Source organism: Bradyrhizobium sp. BRP23, from assembly GCF_020194135.1.
Classification (GTDB): domain Bacteria; phylum Pseudomonadota; class Alphaproteobacteria; order Rhizobiales; family Xanthobacteraceae; genus Bradyrhizobium; species Bradyrhizobium yuanmingense.
Window position 1 is genome coordinate 32,238 of record NZ_JADYVW010000015.1, and the last position, 17,945, is coordinate 50,182.

Genomic DNA, 17,945 nt, shown 5'->3' on the forward strand with positions numbered 1-17,945 from the left:
CCGGCACGCGTTCGCAAGCGCTCGTTAGAAGCGAGCCTAGCATATCCAGGGACGGGAGAAGGACTTGCGCCAAGGACCTGCGCCAAGGACTTGCGCGAAGCCGCGATCACTCGGCGGCTTGCGCCAGCATCGGCCGGCGCTCCAGCCAGCCGTCGAGGAAATGATCGAGCCAGGCGCGTTCGGCGACATCGTAGACGGCGCGATCCGCGAAATGATGATGCCGCTGCCGTGCACCGGGCGCGCTGAAGCCGTCGTAACCGCGCGTGGTCCAGCGGCACATCATCGCATAGGTCACATCGGGGTGGAACTGCACGCCGAAAGCATTGCCCGTGCGGAACGCCTGCACCGGGAAATCATCGCCTTCGGCGAGCAAGTCGGCGCCTTCAGGCAGCTCAAAGCCCTCGCGATGCCAGTGATAGACCTGCGCCGGCCAGTGCGGGCAGAGCGCGCGGCCGGCGGCGGTCGGCCTGATCGGGTAGTACCCGATCTGCGTCAGCGCCTGCGCATGCGGCGCGACACGGGCCCCGAGCTGCATCGCCAGCATCTGCGCCCCCAGGCAGATGCCGAGCAATGGGCGCTGCTCGCGGAGCGGAATTTCGATCCAGTCGATCTCGCGGCGAATGTAGTCGTCGGAATCATTGGCGCTCATCGGCCCGCCGAAGATCACGGCCCCGGCATGCTGATCGAGCGTCTCGGGCAGGGGATCGCCGAAGCGAGGACGGCGGATGTCGAGGCGGTGGCCGAGCGCGCGCAACGCATTGCCGACGCGGCCAGGTGTCGAGCATTCCTGATGCAGGACGATCAGAACCGGCAGCCGGGTTTCAGCGGCGGCGACGCTCGCCGCCCTCTGTGGGAAGGCGACCACCTCTGCGCCACCAAACCTGTCCGTCCGGAACGACATGGCCTCTGCGAGTGCTATCGGTTCAGACCGCCAGCATAGCTAAGCGATGGTTAACATCGTGTGAGTTTGCGCACACACGCGCACGTCTGGAAGCAAGCTCCGGGCCACTACGGACGCGGGCGGCGTTGTCAGCATGATCCGGAAAAGTGTGAAGCGGTTTTCCGAAAAGATCATGCTCAAACAAAGAGCTAAAGCGCGATGACGATTCATCGCGTTTTAGTGCCTCTGCCGCTGGAACCGGCTAGTGGCCGCCAGGATGAAGCCGCGTGGGAAGAAGCGCAGCGCGAACGGCACAATCTTGTTGCCGAGGCCGGGCAGCACTGCCCGTTTGTTGGCCATCAGAGCGCGATACGCCTCCCGCGCAACCTCGGCAGCTGAGACGTTGAGAAAGGCCGTATCATGTTGCGAGCCGACGCCGGCGCGGGCCTGGAATTCCGTGGGGACCGGGCCCGGGCAAAGCACGGTGACACGGACGCCGCGGGGAGCGAGCTCCGCCCGCAATGCTTCGGTGAAGGAAATCACATAGGCCTTGGATGCGTAGTACACGGCCATGCCGGGGCCGGGCAGGAAGCCTGCAACCGAGCCGACATTGAGAAGACCGCCCTTGTTCCGGATGAGCTGATCGGCGAAGCGCAGCGACAGATCCGTCAGGGCCCGGACGTTGACATCGACGATGCCGAGCTGCGCGACGCGATCGCGCTCGATGGCATCGCCGAATACGCCGAAGCCGGCGTTGTTGACGAGATGATCGAGCTCGACACATTCGGCGGCAAGTGCCGCGGCGATCCTCTCGCCGGCATGCGGATCCTCGAGGTTGCAGGCGATCACGATCGGCTTCTTGCCACCCTTGGCGGCGATCTCGTTCGCGAGCGCTTCGAGCCGATCCACCCGTCTCGCCGTCAATGCGAGGCGATGTCCATTGGCGGCAAACACACGCGCCAGCTCCATCCCGATGCCCGCCGAGGCACCGGTGATCAACGTTACCCGCTCAGTCACGATCGAAGTCTCTTGAATTGAAGTCTGTGGTCCCGGCAATACCAGAACGAGAGCATAAGCCGTGCGCGCCAGGCAAGCGGCACTGGCAGCATGGCTGCTTGTGAGAGCGACAGTGGAAGCAGGAAAGACCGGTATTTGCAGTCGAATCAGCAGAAGCGGGGGACCGCCGGGCTTATATTAAAGTTTCGTCATGTGGCTCGCAGGCCAGGCAATCCGCCAGGGACCGGTCCGACGGCGCGATCCTTGACCTGGCCACCGGCACGCTCCGCAATGGCGTGCTTCAGCTCGATCCGGTCACGCTGGGAGATGCCGAGCAGGTCGGACGCGCGCCAGACCACATTGTCCTCGAACTCGCTGACCTCTCCGTCGGCATAGACCAGCTCCCACATCATCTGCACGATCCGCTTGCGACCCGCTTCGTCGAGCGAGCGCATGATGACGCTGGTGAAGTGATAGAGGTCGACGGCCTCGCCTTCGACCTGGGTGGCGTCGGCGATGAGACGGTCAGCGGTGCCGCGGTCGAGCCCGAAATGGCTTTCGATCAGGCTGTGCAGCTTGCGCTGCTCGGCCGCGCTCGGCTGGCCGTCCAGCGAGACCACATGGACCAGCAGCGCGGTCGCGGCCAGCCGGTAATCGCTGTCGCCAAATGCGCGGTCCTGGGCCTGGGGACCGACAATGTCGGCGATGAATTGGCGCAAGCCGTCGAGCATAGGTCCTACCGAGATTGATGACGCCGCAAGGAGCGCGGCCGTTACCAGCATTATATGAGCAGGAAACTCAACCGGCGCAACGTGCGTCAGTTCCGCGCGCGTATTACGTTTCGGCAATCTGGGCGCGCTTTCTGCCGTGATGGCCGGGCTTGACCCGGCCATCAAAGCGTCACCGCGAGGAAGGACATTCATGCCCGGGCATGACGGTGAAGGATGTAAAGCGCTTTTGTTTCCCACGGAGCTAGAGACTGCGGCGCAGCCCACAAGCTCACGGTATCTCGTACACCACCATCTTGTCGGCGATGCCACGGAGCGCGGCCTGCTTCTGGATCGGCTTGATGGCGCGCTGCTTGAGCACCTCGGCGACTGCGGGAGCGTCCAGCACCGGGCCGGTGATGTGGATCTCCTGCGCGGTCGACAGGCTCTGCACGCGGGCGGCGATGTTGACGGTCTGGCCGAAATAATCCTGCCGCTCGTTGAGCATGACTGCGAGGCAGGGGCCTTCGTGGATCCCGATCTTGAGAATGAGGTCGTTGGCGCCGCGCTGCTTGTTCAATTCGTCCATCGCGGCGCGCATGCGCAGTCCCGCGGTGATCGCGTGCTCGGGCCTGACGAAGGTCGCCATCACGGCATCGCCGATCGTCTTCACGACCGCACCCTTCTCGGCGGCGATGATCTCCAGCAGCGCGCGAAAATGCGCTCGCACGAGATCGAAAGCATTGAGGTCGCCGACCCGCTCATACAGCGCCGTCGAACCCTTCAGGTCGGTGAACAGGAACGTCAGGGACGTGATCTTCAGTCGCTGGTCGACATTGAGGTTGTCGGCCTTGAAGACGTCGCGGAACGTCTGGTTGGACAGCATGCGCTTGGCGGTCAGGATCGGCTTGCGCTTGCCGATCATCTCGTGCAACGCGTGGTCGGCAATCCAGACCGAGGGCAATACGCGACTGTCCGATTGGTTCTCGAGCATGAGACGCAACGGTCCGGGGCGCATCACGGTGGTCCCCGTCGGCGCCTCCAGCTTGTTGAACATGATCGACAGCTGCTGACGCTCGCTGGTCGGCTCACCCTGAACGTCCAGGAAATGGGCGGAATGGGTGACCGGCTCGAACACGATGATGAACTGGCTCGGCAGATTGAGTGAGAGGATCGCCTTCTCGCCGGCGGGCAATTCGAGGGCTTCGAGCGTTACCTGGTTGATCAGGCGGGAAAAGGATTCGTCGTTGATGTCGACGCCTGAGCTCCAGAACATCTGCCGCACATACTCCCAGATCGGCAACGTGTCGGGATCATGAGCACCGATGCGGCGGACCCGCGGGCTGACGGTGAAGGCCACTTCGACCATCTCGTCGACGGAGGCCTCGTATCCGGCGGCGCAAAGCGCGCAATTGTAGTCGTCGTGCTTCAACGACTTCAGTGTGGCGTGCGCGCCCAGCACGCCTCCGCAGCCGGGACACAGCACGTTCCAGCTCATGTCGAACAGGCCGAGCCGCGAGGCGTGCAGGAAGCCGGAAATGACCTTCTCCTGGTCGAGCCCGGTCCGGTCGGCAAAATCCAGCGCATTGATCCGGTTGAGATCGCGATCATGACCGTTGGCGATCAGCTGCGCGATGGCCTCCACCACAACGGAATCGGCGGTCTGCTTCAGAACGGAGAACTGGGCCTGGATGTCGCTCATGGCGAAACTCTATGTAGGCTGGATCACGCCAGCGGCCAGACGCGAGCCTGTCACCGACGCGTGATGCGGAACAGGGGTGAATGGTCCGGCTGGGTGGTGACGACGCCGAGCGGAATTACGGGGGTCGCGGGGTCGGCAAGCTCGATTCGGTACGCTCCGATCAGCCGCGCCAGCGCCAGCACGGATTCGGCTTGGGCAAACGGTGCGCCGATGCAGACGCGCGGACCTGCACCGAATGGCAGGTAAGCAAAACGGTCCGGCGCCTCCTGCGACATGAAGCGCTTTGGAATGAATGCGTTCGGCTGATCCCACAGCTTCTCGTGCCGGTGCAAGAGCCAGGGCGCGATCATGATGATGTCGCCCTTGCCGATCTCGACGCCCGCCGCATTGTCCCTATCGCGCGCGGCACGCGCGACCAGGAAGGCCGGCGGATAGAGCCGCATGGTTTCGTCGATCACCGCGCGGGTGAATTTCTGGCGATCGATGTCGGCCATGCTGTCGAGATGCTCGCCGCGGGTCTCGGACGCCACCTCCTCCTGCGTATCGGGATCGAGCGCGAGCAGGTAGAGCGCCCAGAACAGCGCCGTCGCCGTGGTCTCATGACCGGCGAGGATCATGGTCGCGACCTCGTCGACCAGCTGCTCGTCGGAGAAGCCCTGGCCCGTCTCGGGATCGCGTGCCTCGTCCATGAGATCGAACAAATCGCGCGGCGGCGCACCGTCCTTCTTGCCCGCCTTACGCCGCTCGGCGATCAGCATGGCCACGAACTCGGTCCAGCGCTTGCGGAAACGGGCGCGGGCAAAATCCATCGGGCTCGGCCAGGACACCGGCAGCACCATGTCGAGGAAGTACGGACGCCCCAACCGCGCGGCATATTCCATGATGAAGTTGCGCAGGGTTGCGCCGTGCTGGTCCATGCCGAACGAGAACATCGTGCGACCGGCGATCTCAAGCGTCATGCGCTGCATGATCGCGCGCAGGTCGACCGGCTCACCGGTTTGCGCGTCCAGCTTGGCGATGGTTTCGTCGAGCACGGCCGTCATGTGCGGAACGAGGTTTGCGGTCGCGCGCGGCGTGAAGGCCGGGGCGAGCGTGCGGCGCTGAAACGTCCAGGAATGACCTTCCGCAATCAGAAGGCCGTCGCCGAGAACGGGGCGCAGCATGCGGATGCCGGCCGGCGTGCGCGTGTAGTTCTCGTAATTGCTGAGCAGCACGTGCCGGATCGCGTCCGGCTGGTTCAGGATGAAGCTATTGCGGAAGAAGAAGCGGCCAGAAATGACCTCTTCCTCGTAGGCGCGTTGACCCCAGGTCGCGATCATATTCTGCCTGATGACCGCGAGCCGGCCGAAGAACGACATATCGTCGGGCGCTCGCGGAGGAGCCGGAGGGGTGATGGGCCGACGCACGCTGGCGATATTCATGGCTCTCTCCCGCAAGGTGGGACGCAGGTAAATAGCTAGTAAGTCAGCTCGGCGATGGCAATCCGGTTCTCGGACGCAGCCCAGGCGCGTGCCACAATCCGTTCTTCGCCGAATTGGGCCACGATGTTACGGCCAACCTCGGTGGCGGGAAGCCGCAGGGTGGCTGCCGCATCCGTGGGCACGCCCGGCTTGACGTCGGCCGGCTCCTTGCCGTCGAGCAGCACCACGTCGCGCGGCAGGCCGAAATAGCCGCGCGGGCGCGACATGATCACGACGGCGCCGGCGGCCTTGTCGGCCGGCCCGAGCGGCCGCGCGGGCCGCAGATGCACAACCTCGGACGAGCGCGGGAAGGGCGAGCGGTAGATGTGCGTCGTCGGCGCATCCGGCGAGGTCAGCACGAATTCGAGCGACCAGGCGGGATCGACCTGCGCCGGCCCCCAACGGCCATCTGAGCCTGTTGTCGAGCTGTACAGCGCACCGTCTTTGCGCTCCCCGGTATCAGGATCGACACGGAAGACATCGACGATTGCACCCGCGACCGGACGATTGGTCGGCACGCCGCCGGGCGTACCCGTGACGAGGCCGCTCAATCTCACGCTGGTCTCCGGCACGATCGCGATGCGCGCAGGTTCGCGCCCCGCGATGAACTTGTAAATCTCGCGGAACGCGCGCGGGTGAAACGCCACCTCGCGATGGTCGAGCGCGCCAAGCACCATATTGGTGGCGCCCTTCAGCTCCGGCCCTTGGGCGGTGACATTGGTCGGCGTGCCGGGCTTGCCGATGAATCGGCCGTCGCTCTGCGCAAATTTGTCCATGCCATCGCTGCGCAGCGTGAGGAAGGCAACGCCCGGCGTCACCTCGCTCTCGCCTTCGTTCAAGCTGCGCAGGAACGTGCCGCGGCCGTTGAATTCGTTGTTGGGCTGGTCGTCGGTCGCGAACACACCGTGATTGGGCGTACCGCACAGCACCGCATGGCTGACATCACCGGCGCCGCCGTTCTTGATGACGTTACGGATCGCGTAGCCGCCGCGCGAGCTGCCGACCAGCGCCACGCGGGCTGCGCCGGTGCGGCGCTTCAGCTCGGTGATGGCGGCAGCGAGCTCGAGGCGCTGATCCTCGGTCGAGGAGCGACCCGCCTGCTCGACCTTGTCGTCGTTGCGCGCCAGCGGGTCGGTGAAATTGATCGCCATCATGCGATCGCGCGCGATACCGTTGGACTCCATCCGCCAAAGCGTCGTCATCCAGAGCGCGCCGTAATCGCCATTGCCGTGGACGAACAGAATCGGCGGCAGCTCCGTGGCGGGCGCGGTCTGCGCCAGCGCGCCCGTCCGCAAGCTCGCAAGTGCGAAAGGCACGCTCGCAGCCCCTTGCAAGATCGTCCGTCGCGACAGCTTCATCTGTTCCTCCCCGGCAAACCTAGCTCTTTGCACTGCTTATACCGGCCTAAGCACTGGACAGCGAACGACTTTCGCGGGCATCACTGAATTGGCCGGAATCACCACGACCACTTCTGCCATCCGACATGGAAGGGGATATGACCGAGCAGCCGAACCGCCCGAAAATGGCCGCCGACGGCATCACAGCGCCCCTGCGGTACACCGTGTTCCGGCGGATCTGGCTCGCCAGCCTGCTCTCCAATCTCGGCCTCCTGATCCAGGGCGTGGGTGCGGCCTGGGCGATGACGCAGATGGCGGCCTCGGCAGACAAGGTGGCCCTGGTGCAGACCGCGCTCATGCTGCCGATCATGCTGATCTCGATGCCGGCCGGCGCCATCGCCGACATGTATGACCGCCGCATAGTCAGTGTGATTTCGCTGTCGATCGCGCTGATCGGCGCGAGCGTGCTCACCGTGCTGGCCGGCTTCAACCTGATCACCCCGGAATTGCTGCTCGCCTTCTGCTTCATCGTCGGCAGCGGCAATGCGCTGTTCGGTCCGGCCTGGCAGTCCTCGGTCAGCGAACAAGTGCCGCCCGAGGCATTGGCGTCCGCGGTGGCGCTGAACGGCATCAGCTACAACATCGCGCGCAGCTTCGGTCCGGCGGTCGGCGGCGTCATCGTCGCTGCGCTCGGTGCGGTGGCCGCATTCGCCTGCAATGCGATCCTCTATCTGCCGCTGCTGGTGGTGCTGCTGCTCTGGCGCCGCAACACCGAGGTGTCGCGCCTGCCGCGGGAAAAGCTCAACCGCGCCATGGTCTCGGGCGTGCGCTACATCACCAATTCGCCGCCGATCAAGATCGTGCTGTTGCGCACGCTGGTGATGGGCCTGATCGGCGGCGCGGTGATGGCGCTGATGCCGCTGGTCGCGCGCGACCTCCTGCATGGCGGCGCGCAGATGTATGGCATCATGCTCGGCGCCTTCGGCATGGGCGCGGTGATCGGCGCGCTCAACATCCACGAATTGCGCAAGCGCATGAGCGGCGAGGCCGCGATCCGCGCCTGCACCATCACGATGGCCTTCACCATGGCCGCCCTCGCTTTGAGCACGGAGCCGGTGCTGACGGCGGCCGCGCTGGTGCTGGGCGGCGCAGTCTGGATGGCGGCGATCGCGCTGTTCAATATCGGCGTGCAGCTCTCGGCCCCGCGCTGGGTCGCCGGTCGCTCGCTCGCAGCCTTCCAGGCCGCGATCGCCGGGGGCATCGCGATCGGCGCCTGGGGCTGGGGCCATCTCACCGACTATGCCGGCGTCGAGATCGCATTGCTGACCTCGGCCGGCCTGATGCTGATCTCGCCGCTGCTCGGCATCTGGCTCACGATGCCGCGTGTCGGCGCCCGCAACGAGGATGCGGACATGCTGGCCGATCCCGAGGTGAGGCTGTCGCTGACAGGGCGCAGCGGCCCGCTCGTGGTCGAGATCGAATATCGGGTTGCGCAAGAGAATGCGCGCGCGTTCCACAACGTGATGCAGGACGTGCAGCTCTCGCGCCAGCGCAACGGTGCCTATGGCTGGTCGATCGCGCGCGACATCGCCGACCCCGAGCTGTGGACCGAGCGCTATCACTGCCCGACCTGGCTCGACTATTTGCGTCAGCGCAACCGTGCGACCCAGTCCGAACGCGCGCTGCATCAGCAGGCGATCGATTTCCACATCGGTCCCGAGCCGGTGCGAATCCGCCGCATGCTGGAGCGCCCCTTCGGTTCGGTGCGCTGGAAGGACGACACGCCGGACCGCGCCAACAGCGAGGTGCTGCCGGTGGTCGCGACCGCGGCGGGAAGCAGTACGTAGGCCTCTCGTCATTCCGGGGCGCGCCGTAAGGTGCGAACCCGGAATCCATTTATCGCAGGAGTTGGTCGCGCGATGGATTCCGGGTTCGCGCTTCGCGCGCCCCGGAATGACGATCACTGCCCGTGCTGGGTCAGCACCTTGTCGCAGGCCTTGCTCAGCTTGGTGCGGTTCTGCTTCAGGCAGGCCAGCACGGCACCGTCGCCATTGTCCATTACGGGACGGCAGAAGCGCGTGACGTCGCGCGCGCAGGCATCATGGCCGGGCTGCTGTTGCGCGGAGGCGCTCGATGCGCACAGGAGCAAGGAAATAACGAAAAGCAGTCTGGTCATCGCGCAATTGCCTCTTACCCGGAAAGACGTGCGGGCGAAGCTAGTGCGACGATCCCGCACCTGCAACGGCTTTGTTGACTAGCTGCAGCGCGCCGCCGCCATCACCCCGGCTTCATGCCAGGGGACATGGCGAGGGGAGCTGCCGGCGCAACCGCCGGCGTCTTGGTTACTGTGTGTCCTGAGCGTCAGCGACCTTGCGCGAGGCGCCCTTGGCGAGGGTCTTGTCCATCACCGCGCGGCATCCGGCGCTGAGGTCCGAGCGATGCTTGATCATGCACGCGGTGATCTTCGGGATATTGGGGATCTCCGCCGAGCAAAGACGGAAGGCATCGCCCGTGCACATCTGCTGCGCCTCGGCCGAGAAGGCGAAGCTCGCGCCCGTCGAAGCGATGGAGACGATCGCGGCAAAGCCCAGGGCCAGGCTGGCGTCGCGGATCTTGCCGGTAAACGACTTGGTCATTTGAAGCTCCCATTGGCGCCGCCACAGCGGGCCCGTTGTCGATGGGAGCTACGATGCTCCGGCAAAACCGTTTCCACTGTGATGACGCTCACGGGAGACCCGTCCTCTGTGATCTCAGTCACTCAGACGCAGCCCACTGAAATTCCTTCGCAACCGCTGTCGTGTTGGTGTCACGTTAACTCTTACTTCGCATTAATGGCTCGTCGCGCGGGAAACTCCGCCGTTTTGGTTGCGTAATTGGAAAGAGTAACGATGCGTAATGCGTTGGGCCTGATGCTGGCCAGTGTAGTTGCGGCGGTCGTGATCGCCGCCGGCGGTTGGTTTTATTATTCCGCGCGCGCCGACCAGGGCGCTCCCAAGACAGTTGCCGCCCGTGCCGCCGACCCATTGCCGGCACAGGCGAAGCTCGCCGCCAAGGACGACGTCGAGACCACCGCGGCCGTCGCGGCCAAGCCGGCCGCAGCAGCTCCAGCACCTGCCCCCGTGCCGGTCATGCCGATGCAGCCGAAGCAGGCCTGCGCCAATCCGAACGCGCTGGGCGTGTCCCGCGTCGTCGAGATCGACACGACGGGCGGCCCCGGCTTCGGCTTCGAGCATTTCAAGCAGTTCGACTTCCTGACCGAGAAGGAGGTCGTGCTGACCTTCGACGACGGTCCGTGGCCGGTCAACACGCCCACGGTGCTGAAGGCGCTCGCGGACGAATGCACCAAGGGCCTGTTCTTCTCGGTCGGCAAGCACGCGACCTACCATCCGGAGATCCTGAAGCAGGTGCTGGCCCAGGGCCACACGGTGGGCACGCACACCTGGTCGCATGTCAATCTGAACAGCAAGAAGTTGACCGAGCAGCAGGTCAAGGACGAGGTTGAGAAGGGCTTCAGCGCAGTGAAATTCGCGCTCGGCACCAACCCGGCGCCGTTCTTCCGCTTTCCGCAGCTTCAGCACAATCCCGCGATGGTGAGCTATTTCGGCACCCGCAACGTCGCGATGTTCTCGACCGAAATCGACTCCTTCGACTTCAGGAAGGGCGCGACGCCGGAGAAGATCGTCGAGACCGTGATGACGAGGCTGGACAAGCTCGGCAAGGGCATCATCCTGATGCACGACTTCCAGAAGAACACGGGCCTCGCCCTGCCGACGCTGCTCGCGCGGCTGAAGGCCGGCGGTTACAGGGTCGTGCAGATGAAGGCCAAGACGAGCCTCCAGACGCTGCCGGAATATGACGAGGCGCTGATGAAGGACATGAAGGTGCCGACCGCAGGCACGAACTCCCGTCCGATCGCGAGCGTCGTGCAAACGATCTCGCAATAAGCGCCAAATCCAAAACTCTTGCGTCATGGCCGGGCTTGTCCCGGCCATCCACGTTTTAGGATCAGGCGCGACGACGTGGATGCCCGGGTCAAGCCCGGGCATGACGGCGAGATCAGGGTACAGGTCGGCGCCTCACCAATAGATGCCGTGGCGATGCAGCTCGCTGATGATGCGGCGCTCGGTCCAGCTGCGCTTGGGCTTCGGCTTGTCCGCCTTTGCCGTGGTCTTGGCGGCGGGCTTGGGCGTCGTGACCGGCGCGGAGGCCGTCGCCGGTGTGGTGACGGTCGGAGTGGTCGCCACTGTCGGCGCGGAGAGCGACACCGCCGGCGGACGATCATGATATTTCTGAACCTCGGTGGCCGGCGCGGCTTCGCTCACCTGCGCCGTCACGGTGCTCGCCGATGTCGTGGTTTGCGGAGTGGAGGTCTGTTCGCCTGCCGCCGCCAGCGACAGACCGCGGGAGCCGCCTGCCTGGGCGGAGGCCGAAGCCAGCAGCATGGCGGCAATCAGAATGATCTTGCGCATGTGAAGTCTCCCCGTGTTGGCGTGACAGGACGTTAGGGGAGCCATGTCTGCGATTATGTGATCGCGATCACGCAGCCGAGCGAGCCCTGATGCAGGCTGATGCCTGGTCATCGGAGCGCTTGGGGTCGGATGAACCGGGGCGCTGGTGCCGCAAGAGGGATTCGAACCCCCGACCCCGTCATTACGAATGACGTGCTCTACCGACTGAGCTATTGCGGCGAACCTGCCGGGACCAAAGCAATGCCGGCCCCGATACGCGCGCCCCTGATATCGGGCATGGCCCGAATTGGCAAGGACAAGCGGGAGGCGAAATACCGCTCACGCGCCCCAGCGGGACCAGAATCCGCGCCAGCCGCCCGCCTGGGCTTTGGGCGTGCCGATTTGTTCCGTAAATTCGTCGCTTGGGCCGTCGTCGTCGATCCCGGGATCGTCCGGTGCGCGGACGATCGGGATGACGGTCTGGGTCGGCGCCGATGCGGGCTTGCTGAGGTCGGCCCGGGTCCGGAAGACCGGCGTCGGCGCCGGCGGCGATGATTCGGCGGGCGCCGGAGCCGGATTCGCCGGCTCGGCGGGCGTGACGACCGGCTCGTCGACCTTCGCAGTTTGCTCCCCAGTCTCCTTGGCCACTTCCTTGGTAGCCTCCTTCGCGGCGTCCTTGGCCTGAGGGGGTGAATTGTCCTGCGCGGCCGGTGCCGGCAGCGGGGCCACCTCCGGCGGTTCCACCGCGGCTTCGCTGGGAGCGGCGGTCACCCGCTTCGGCGGCGGAGCGGCCAGCATGGCTTCCTCGAAGGCCGAGGATTCGAGCGTGGGGCCCTTGTCCGAGGGCAGGCTCGCGACCGGCGCCTGCCACTGGAACGCATCGAGGCGGCCGGTGACCGGGGAGACCGGACGCCAGCGGTCGCTGACATAGCCGTCCGCGGTCCAGGCGGGATCGAGCCGGGCGCGCACCGCGCGCAAGGTCCAGGCGCGGGCGCGGCCGCCGTCACCATGCTCTGTGCGCTCGATCTCGGCCATCAGCAGCGCGACGCGCTGGGTCGGATCCTTGAGATAAGGCGCGAGCACCTCGCGCGCGCGGGCGAACTCGGAGGCCTCGATCGCAGCACGCGCGATCGCGAGCTGCCCTTCGACATAACCGGGCTTGTCGGCGGGGGTCTTCGCGGCGAGAGTTTCTACCCGCTGCAAGCGGTGCCATGCGGAATCGCCGAGCTTCACATGCGCATATGCGTCCGCGAGATCGGGATGCGGATTGGAGAGCCAGGCGGCTTCCACCAGCTTCATGGCGCGGCGCACCTGATGCGCCTCGCTCTCGAATTTTGCCGCGAGCACGGCCGCCGGCACCAGGGTCGGCGCGAGCTTGACCGCCTCCAGCACGCTCTCGCGCGCGACGTCGCGGTCCATCGTTTCCAGCTCCAGCGCACGCGCGGCGAGCAGCACACCGCGCTGCCGGCGATAGGTCTGCTTGTCGATCAGGCCCGCGGACAGATTCGAATCGAGGATCGCGAGCGCGCCGCTCCAGTCGCCGCGCGCGCAGCGGAAGCCGAGCACCGCGTGCGAGGCCCAGGTCGCGGACGGCGACAGCTTGATCGCTTCCTCCGCGATCATCACGGCGCCGACCGCATCATCGGCGCGCTGCGCCTCGATGAAGAGACCGCGCAGGCCGAGCAGCCGCGTGTCCTCGCGTTCGGCCATGGCGCGGAAGACGCGTTGCGCCTCGTCGCGATTGCCTTCGAGCTGCGCCGACTGCGCGTGCAAAAGCAGTGCGAGCGGATCGTTCGGTGCATGCCGCCGCGCCGCCTCGGCGTGCCGGCGCGCGAGCGCGGAATCGCCGTGGCCGATCGCGAGCAGACCATGGGTGATGGCATGACGGCCGCGGGCATGACGCTTGTCATGACGGCGGCGGCGCAAGCGCCCTGGCATGCGCCAGATCGTCGTCAGGATGCTCCAGACCAGCACGACGGAAGCGGCGAAAAGGCCGAGCAAGAACACGAACCTCGGCAGCGTCGTCGAGATGCGGAAGGTGCCCGCGGTCAGGACGAGGTCGCCGGACTGGTCGGCGACCCAGGCCGCGCCGGCCGCCGCCAGTGCGATCAAGACGAGAAAGAGGACGATGCGAAGCATGGCGATCCCTATACGCGCCGATTGTTGCGCGAATCTTATTGAGTAGATTTGGCGAGATCCGCCATGGCATCGTCGGCGAATTTGCGGGACGCGGCGAGCGCGGCGTCGCGGGCGTCGGCTTTGTCGAGCCAGGCCTGCGCCGGAGCACGATCAGCCTCGGGCAGCGTCTTCAGCTCGCGCCGCGCTTCGGCGAAATCGCTGCGGAGCGCCGCCGCCGTGACGCGCGTCACGATGGCGCCGCGATCGTTGCCGACGCCATCGGTGCGCTCGATCCGCACGAGCTTTGACGCACCCGCCTGGAGCCGCTCGACAATGCCGGCTTCGCTCGACGGAGCTTCAGCCGGCGGCGACAGCTTCGGCACGATATTGAGGAGCTCGCGGCTCAGCGCCGCCGATGTCGGGATACCGGACGATGCAAACGCCTCGAGCGGTTTGAGCATGTCGGGCTTGGTCGCCAGCGACCGCGCCGCGGCCAATTGCGATTGATAGGGATCGCCGTGGCGAACGGCAACGTCGAGCAGGGACGCCGCCACCACATAGCGGAGCGGCTTGTCGTCCATCGTCTTGGCCTCGGCGATCTTCTCGCCCTGCTGCGCAAGCTCGGCCCGCTCGGTCTTGCTGGCGCGCTCGAGCTGAGCGATGCGGTCGATGAGCGCGGCAAGATCGGGCGCGGCACTCGGCGACGCGGATTTCGCGTCGTTCAGTGCGCTCGCCGTCTTATCGAACTGTGCGCGCAAATTGGCGATGTCGCCGCGCAGTGCGCTCGCCGCTTTCTCCAACGCGTCGATCCGCGCGACTTGGGCCGGATCGGCCGCCGGCCTCGCGGCCCTGGCTTCGACCGCGGCAACGCGTCCGCTCAGCGCATCGACGGTCGCACTGGTGACCTGCGGCGCGGCCGGCGGGGCCTGCACCGCGGGCCAGCCCAGCATCCAGCCGACTGCGATCACGACCGCAGCCGCGGCAACGCCGGAGAACGGCGCGATGACCCAGGGCGAAATCGGCGCCGATACAGGCACCGCCGCGGAGGCCTGCTGCTCTGCAGATTCGGACTGAGGCTCGGCCTTGACCTGTTCCGAGCCGGGCTCTTCCACCCTGGCCTGCTCCTGCGCGACATGCTCGGATGCCTCGGGCTCGCCCGCGACCTGCTGCGGCTGGGTCGAGACTTCCGTCGCCTCGAGGTCGATGGTGGGCGGGGTGCGCTTGGCACGACCCGGATCGGGCGCCAATCCAGCGTCTTCAGGCTTGTCGTCGGCCATCGTGACGGTTCCTCACACTTCCATACCAGGGTGGATTAGATTGCGTCGGATTCGGCCCGACCTTTACGCCAAACGGGTCCGCAACGCACGCTCCAAGGTGTCGAATAAGGCAGTTTCGTCCGGCGTTGCGGCCACCAGAACCTGTGACGCGCCGGCATCGCGCAGCACGCCCGCAACGGTCTCGGACAGGCAGCAATGCGGGATCGCCAGCGCCGAAATTTCGACACCTTCGTCCCGCGCCGCATCGAGGAACGCACGTGCGCTGCGCCGGGAGTAGTGCAGCACCGCCTCGATCCCGTGGGCGGCAAAGCCCTCGCACACCTCGCGCGGCAGATGCTTCACCGGCGCCATGCGGTAGGTCGTCTGCGTCACCACGCGGAAACCTTCCGCCCCGAGTTCGCCGCCGAGGTCGCGCGACAGATCCGCGCCGGCGAGATACAGCAGCGTGCTGTTTTTCTTCAACACCTTGTCGCACGCGCTCTGCATCACCTTGTCGCGCAAGGACGCGGCGTCGCCCCCGGCGACGATCACCTCGGCAAAACCAGCCTCTCGCGCCGCTGCAGCCGTATGTTCGCCGACCGCGAACAATGGCAGCTCCAGCAGACCGAGATCCGGCAATTGCGGCGCTATGGCGCGAATCGCGTTGGCCGAGGTGACGAGAACGGCATCATAAGAAACTTCGCTCTCGCCTTGGAAGGCGACCGGCTCGAGCTTGAGCGCCGGCGCAAGCAGTACCGCATGCCCGCGCGTGCGCAGATTGTCCGCCGTCGCCGCATTGTCGGGATGCGGCCGTGTGACAAGAATGGACATCGCTGCTGTTCCCGGACCATTTGGCGGTGACGCATTGACCAGAACGGCTGCGCGTGACGATTGCGCAAGCCGACCCCGGGATGCTACCGGACGTACCAGAACTCTGCTTTATGGATGAGCGCAAGGGCGCAAATTGGATAACAATTCACCAATGCTGGTGCTGGGCATCGAAACCACCTGCGACGAGACCGCCGCGGCCGTGATCGAACGCGCGGCCGACGGCAAGGGCAAGATCCTGTCCAACATCGTGCGGTCGCAGATCGAGGAGCATGCCCGCTTCGGCGGCGTGGTGCCGGAGATCGCCGCGCGCGCGCATGTCGACGTGCTCGATGGGATCATCGACCGCGCCATGAACGAGGCCGGCATCGATTATGCTCAGCTCGACGGCGTCGCGGCGGCCGCGGGGCCCGGGCTGATCGGCGGCGTCATCGTCGGACTCACCACCGCGAAGGCGATCGCGATGGTGCACGACACGCCGCTGGTCGCGGTGAATCATCTCGAAGCGCATGCGCTGACGCCGCGTCTCACCGACGGCATCGAATTTCCCTATTGCCTGTTCCTCGCCTCCGGCGGCCATACCCAGATCGTCGCAGTCACCGGTGTCGGCCAGTATGTGCGGCTCGGCACCACGGTTGACGACGCCATCGGCGAGGCCTTCGACAAGGTCGCGAAGATGCTGGGCCTGCCCTATCCCGGCGGCCCGCAGGTCGAGCGCGCGGCGGCAGGTGGCGATGCCACGCGCTTTGCGTTTCCCCGGCCGATGCAGGGGCGCCCCGATGCCAATTTCTCGCTGTCGGGACTGAAGACGGCGGTGCGCACCGAAGCGAGCCGGCTGGCCGAGCTCATGCCGCAGGACATCAGCGATCTCTGCGCGAGCTTCCAGGCCGCCGTGCTCGATTCAACGGCCGACCGGCTGAGCGTCGGCCTGAAGCTTTTCCGCGAGCAGTTCGGCGCACCGCGCGCGCTGGTCGCCGCCGGCGGCGTTGCCGCCAATCAGGCGATCCGCGGCGCGCTTGACGATGTCGCGAAGCAGGCCGGGACGCAGCTGATCATGCCACCGCCCGCGCTGTGCACCGACAACGGCGCCATGATCGCCTGGGCCGGCGCCGAGCGCCTGGCGCTTGGCCTGACCGACACGATGGACGCGCAGCCGCGCGCACGCTGGCTGCTCGATGCCAACGCGACGGCGCCCGCGGGCTACGGCAAGACTCGGGCGGGATTCTAGGGATGACCGCGTTCCAATCCGTCGCAGTGATCGGCGCGGGCGCCTGGGGTACGGCGCTGGCGACGGTGGCGGCGCGAGCAGGGCGAAACGTGACGCTGTGGGCACGCAATGCCGAGCACGCCGCGCGGATCGCATCGACGCGCGACAATCCGCGGCTGCCCGGGATTCGGATCGTGCCTGAGCTCGTCGTGACGAGCGATCTGGCGCTCGCCGCGCGTGCCGACATGCTGCTGATTGCGACGCCGGCGCAACATTTGCGCGGTGCGGTCAACATGCTGGCCTCGCACATCACGAAGGCGGTGCCGATCGTCGCCTGCGCCAAGGGTATCGAGCACGGCACCCATAAGTTCATGACCGACGTGATCGCCGAGGCCGCGCCGCACGCGCAGCCGGCGATCCTGTCGGGGCCGAGCTTTGCCAACGACGTCGCACGCGGCCTGCCGACGGCAGTGACCCTGGCGGCAAGCGATGAGGCGCTCGCCAGCAGCCTGGTGCAGGCGCTGGGCTCGCGGACATTCCGCCCCTATCACTCCACCGACATTCGCGGCGTCGAGATCGGTGGCGCCGCCAAGAATGTGCTGGCGATCGCGGTCGGCATTGCGGTCGGGCGCGAGCTTGGCGCCTCCGCGCAGGCGGCGCTCACGACCCGCGGCTTTGCCGAGCTGACGCGCCTCGGCCGTGCGCTCGGCGCACGCAGCGAGACGCTCACCGGCCTGTCGGGCCTCGGTGATCTCATTCTGACCTGCTCGAGCCCGCAATCGCGCAACTTCGCGCTCGGCCTCGCGCTCGGCCGCGGCGAGCAGCCTCCCGCCGGCAAGCTCGCCGAGGGCGAGTTCACCGCCCCCGTGCTGATCGAGCTCGCCGCTTCGCAAAACATCGAGTTGCCGGTATCTGAGGCGGTCGCATCGATCCTGAGCGGCAAAAGCACGATCGATGCCGCGATCTCGGCGCTGATGACGCGCCCCTTCAAGGCAGAGGAATAAGC

The 17,945-nt window shown here is 66.3% G+C and carries 16 protein-coding genes and 1 tRNA gene; 4 read left to right on the forward strand and 13 right to left on the reverse strand.

Translation table 11 applies throughout. From position 1 onward, the window contains the following. Positions 1 to 106: 106 nt before the first annotated feature. From I6F24_RS30480 to I6F24_RS30505, 6 genes are all read right to left on the reverse strand, one after another. A complete protein-coding gene (locus tag I6F24_RS30480) occupies positions 107 to 901 on the reverse strand; it encodes a glutamine amidotransferase (protein WP_036024207.1) in 795 nt (264 codons plus the stop codon). Between the two features lie 216 nt (positions 902 to 1,117). Next, entirely contained in the window at positions 1,118 to 1,897 is a 780-nt protein-coding gene (locus I6F24_RS30485) for an SDR family oxidoreductase (RefSeq protein ID WP_036024209.1), read from the reverse strand. A 188-nt stretch (positions 1,898 to 2,085) separates the two neighbouring features. Then, positions 2,086 to 2,607 (reverse strand): TerB family tellurite resistance protein, encoded by a 522-nt coding sequence (locus I6F24_RS30490; protein WP_036002890.1) that lies wholly within the window; start codon positions 2,605 to 2,607, stop codon positions 2,086 to 2,088. Positions 2,608 to 2,875: 268 nt separating this feature from the next. Further along, positions 2,876 to 4,285: an adenylate/guanylate cyclase domain-containing protein gene (locus I6F24_RS30495; protein WP_036024210.1), complete on the reverse strand. Its 1,410-nt coding sequence runs from the start codon at positions 4,283 to 4,285 to the stop codon at positions 2,876 to 2,878. 50 nt (positions 4,286 to 4,335) lie between these two features. Continuing rightward, the gene (locus tag I6F24_RS30500) at positions 4,336 to 5,706 is read right to left on the reverse strand and encodes a cytochrome P450 (protein ID WP_036002897.1); all 1,371 of its coding nucleotides are present in this window, start codon (positions 5,704 to 5,706) and stop codon (positions 4,336 to 4,338) included. Positions 5,707 to 5,741: 35 nt separating this feature from the next. After that, on the reverse strand, positions 5,742 to 7,103 hold the full coding sequence (locus I6F24_RS30505; RefSeq protein ID WP_036024212.1) for a hydrolase: 1,362 nt from the start codon (positions 7,101 to 7,103) through the stop codon (positions 5,742 to 5,744). Positions 7,104 to 7,240: 137 nt separating this feature from the next. Here I6F24_RS30505 and I6F24_RS30510 point away from each other — a divergent pair, with 137 nt between their 5' ends. Further along, on the forward strand, positions 7,241 to 8,929 hold the full coding sequence (locus tag I6F24_RS30510) for an MFS transporter (protein WP_036002980.1): 1,689 nt from the start codon (positions 7,241 to 7,243) through the stop codon (positions 8,927 to 8,929). 113 nt (positions 8,930 to 9,042) lie between these two features. Here the strand turns inward: I6F24_RS30510 and I6F24_RS30515 are convergent, their stop codons facing one another. Together I6F24_RS30515 and I6F24_RS30520 are read right to left on the reverse strand one after the other, a co-directional pair. Beyond that, positions 9,043 to 9,258, reverse strand: a complete 216-nt coding sequence (locus tag I6F24_RS30515; RefSeq protein ID WP_036002903.1) for a hypothetical protein — start codon at positions 9,256 to 9,258, stop codon at positions 9,043 to 9,045. Positions 9,259 to 9,424: 166 nt separating this feature from the next. Continuing rightward, on the reverse strand, positions 9,425 to 9,718 hold the full coding sequence (locus I6F24_RS30520; RefSeq protein WP_036002906.1) for a hypothetical protein: 294 nt from the start codon (positions 9,716 to 9,718) through the stop codon (positions 9,425 to 9,427). A gap of 252 nt (positions 9,719 to 9,970) precedes the next feature. On the opposite strand from I6F24_RS30520, the gene I6F24_RS30525 reads away from it, so the two are divergent. Beyond that, complete coding sequence (locus I6F24_RS30525) at positions 9,971 to 11,026, forward strand: polysaccharide deacetylase family protein (RefSeq protein ID WP_225127923.1); 1,056 nt, start codon at positions 9,971 to 9,973, stop codon at positions 11,024 to 11,026. 132 nt (positions 11,027 to 11,158) lie between these two features. Here I6F24_RS30525 and I6F24_RS30530 read toward each other — a convergent pair whose 3' ends face one another. The 5 genes from I6F24_RS30530 to I6F24_RS30550 form a co-directional block, all read right to left on the reverse strand. Then, a complete protein-coding gene (locus tag I6F24_RS30530; protein ID WP_036024216.1) occupies positions 11,159 to 11,551 on the reverse strand; it encodes a hypothetical protein in 393 nt (130 codons plus the stop codon). A 143-nt stretch (positions 11,552 to 11,694) separates the two neighbouring features. Further along, a tRNA-Thr gene (locus I6F24_RS30535) sits at positions 11,695 to 11,770 on the reverse strand. Positions 11,771 to 11,869: 99 nt separating this feature from the next. Further along, positions 11,870 to 13,669, reverse strand: a complete 1,800-nt coding sequence (locus I6F24_RS30540; protein ID WP_225144197.1) for a heme biosynthesis HemY N-terminal domain-containing protein — start codon at positions 13,667 to 13,669, stop codon at positions 11,870 to 11,872. Positions 13,670 to 13,704: 35 nt separating this feature from the next. Next, a complete protein-coding gene (locus I6F24_RS30545; RefSeq protein ID WP_225127468.1) occupies positions 13,705 to 14,925 on the reverse strand; it encodes a hypothetical protein in 1,221 nt (406 codons plus the stop codon). Between the two features lie 63 nt (positions 14,926 to 14,988). Further along, entirely contained in the window at positions 14,989 to 15,735 is a 747-nt protein-coding gene (locus tag I6F24_RS30550) for a uroporphyrinogen-III synthase (RefSeq protein WP_036024223.1), read from the reverse strand. A 157-nt stretch (positions 15,736 to 15,892) separates the two neighbouring features. Between I6F24_RS30550 and tsaD the strand changes: the two genes are divergently transcribed. Beyond that, positions 15,893 to 16,960 carry a tRNA (adenosine(37)-N6)-threonylcarbamoyltransferase complex transferase subunit TsaD gene (tsaD, locus tag I6F24_RS30555; RefSeq protein WP_193375182.1) on the forward strand — a complete coding sequence of 356 codons (1,068 nt, stop codon included), beginning with the start codon at positions 15,893 to 15,895 and terminating at the stop codon, positions 16,958 to 16,960. 2 nt (positions 16,961 to 16,962) lie between these two features. After that, positions 16,963 to 17,943 (forward strand): NAD(P)H-dependent glycerol-3-phosphate dehydrogenase, encoded by a 981-nt coding sequence (locus tag I6F24_RS30560; RefSeq protein ID WP_036024227.1) that lies wholly within the window; start codon positions 16,963 to 16,965, stop codon positions 17,941 to 17,943. Positions 17,944 to 17,945: the final 2 nt, after the last annotated feature.

What these genes read in the sequence shown, in the direction of transcription:
- I6F24_RS30500 (WP_036002897.1), bottom strand. Translation starts at nt 5,706, where the DNA reads ATGAATATCGCCAGCGTGCGTCGGCCCATCACCCCTCCGGCTCCTCCG.
- I6F24_RS30560 (WP_036024227.1), top strand. Translation starts at nt 16,963, where the DNA reads ATGACCGCGTTCCAATCCGTCGCAGTGATCGGCGCGGGCGCCTGGGGT.
- I6F24_RS30550 (WP_036024223.1), bottom strand. Translation starts at nt 15,735, where the DNA reads ATGTCCATTCTTGTCACACGGCCGCATCCCGACAATGCGGCGACGGCG.
- I6F24_RS30505 (WP_036024212.1), bottom strand. Translation starts at nt 7,103, where the DNA reads ATGAAGCTGTCGCGACGGACGATCTTGCAAGGGGCTGCGAGCGTGCCT.
- I6F24_RS30480 (WP_036024207.1), bottom strand. Translation starts at nt 901, where the DNA reads ATGTCGTTCCGGACGGACAGGTTTGGTGGCGCAGAGGTGGTCGCCTTC.
- I6F24_RS30510 (WP_036002980.1), top strand. Translation starts at nt 7,241, where the DNA reads ATGACCGAGCAGCCGAACCGCCCGAAAATGGCCGCCGACGGCATCACA.
- I6F24_RS30520 (WP_036002906.1), bottom strand. Translation starts at nt 9,718, where the DNA reads ATGACCAAGTCGTTTACCGGCAAGATCCGCGACGCCAGCCTGGCCCTG.
- I6F24_RS30545 (WP_225127468.1), bottom strand. Translation starts at nt 14,925, where the DNA reads ATGGCCGACGACAAGCCTGAAGACGCTGGATTGGCGCCCGATCCGGGT.
- I6F24_RS30490 (WP_036002890.1), bottom strand. Translation starts at nt 2,607, where the DNA reads ATGCTCGACGGCTTGCGCCAATTCATCGCCGACATTGTCGGTCCCCAG.
- I6F24_RS30515 (WP_036002903.1), bottom strand. Translation starts at nt 9,258, where the DNA reads ATGACCAGACTGCTTTTCGTTATTTCCTTGCTCCTGTGCGCATCGAGC.
- I6F24_RS30530 (WP_036024216.1), bottom strand. Translation starts at nt 11,551, where the DNA reads ATGCGCAAGATCATTCTGATTGCCGCCATGCTGCTGGCTTCGGCCTCC.
- I6F24_RS30525 (WP_225127923.1), top strand. Translation starts at nt 9,971, where the DNA reads ATGCGTAATGCGTTGGGCCTGATGCTGGCCAGTGTAGTTGCGGCGGTC.
- I6F24_RS30495 (WP_036024210.1), bottom strand. Translation starts at nt 4,285, where the DNA reads ATGAGCGACATCCAGGCCCAGTTCTCCGTTCTGAAGCAGACCGCCGAT.
- I6F24_RS30540 (WP_225144197.1), bottom strand. Translation starts at nt 13,669, where the DNA reads ATGCTTCGCATCGTCCTCTTTCTCGTCTTGATCGCACTGGCGGCGGCC.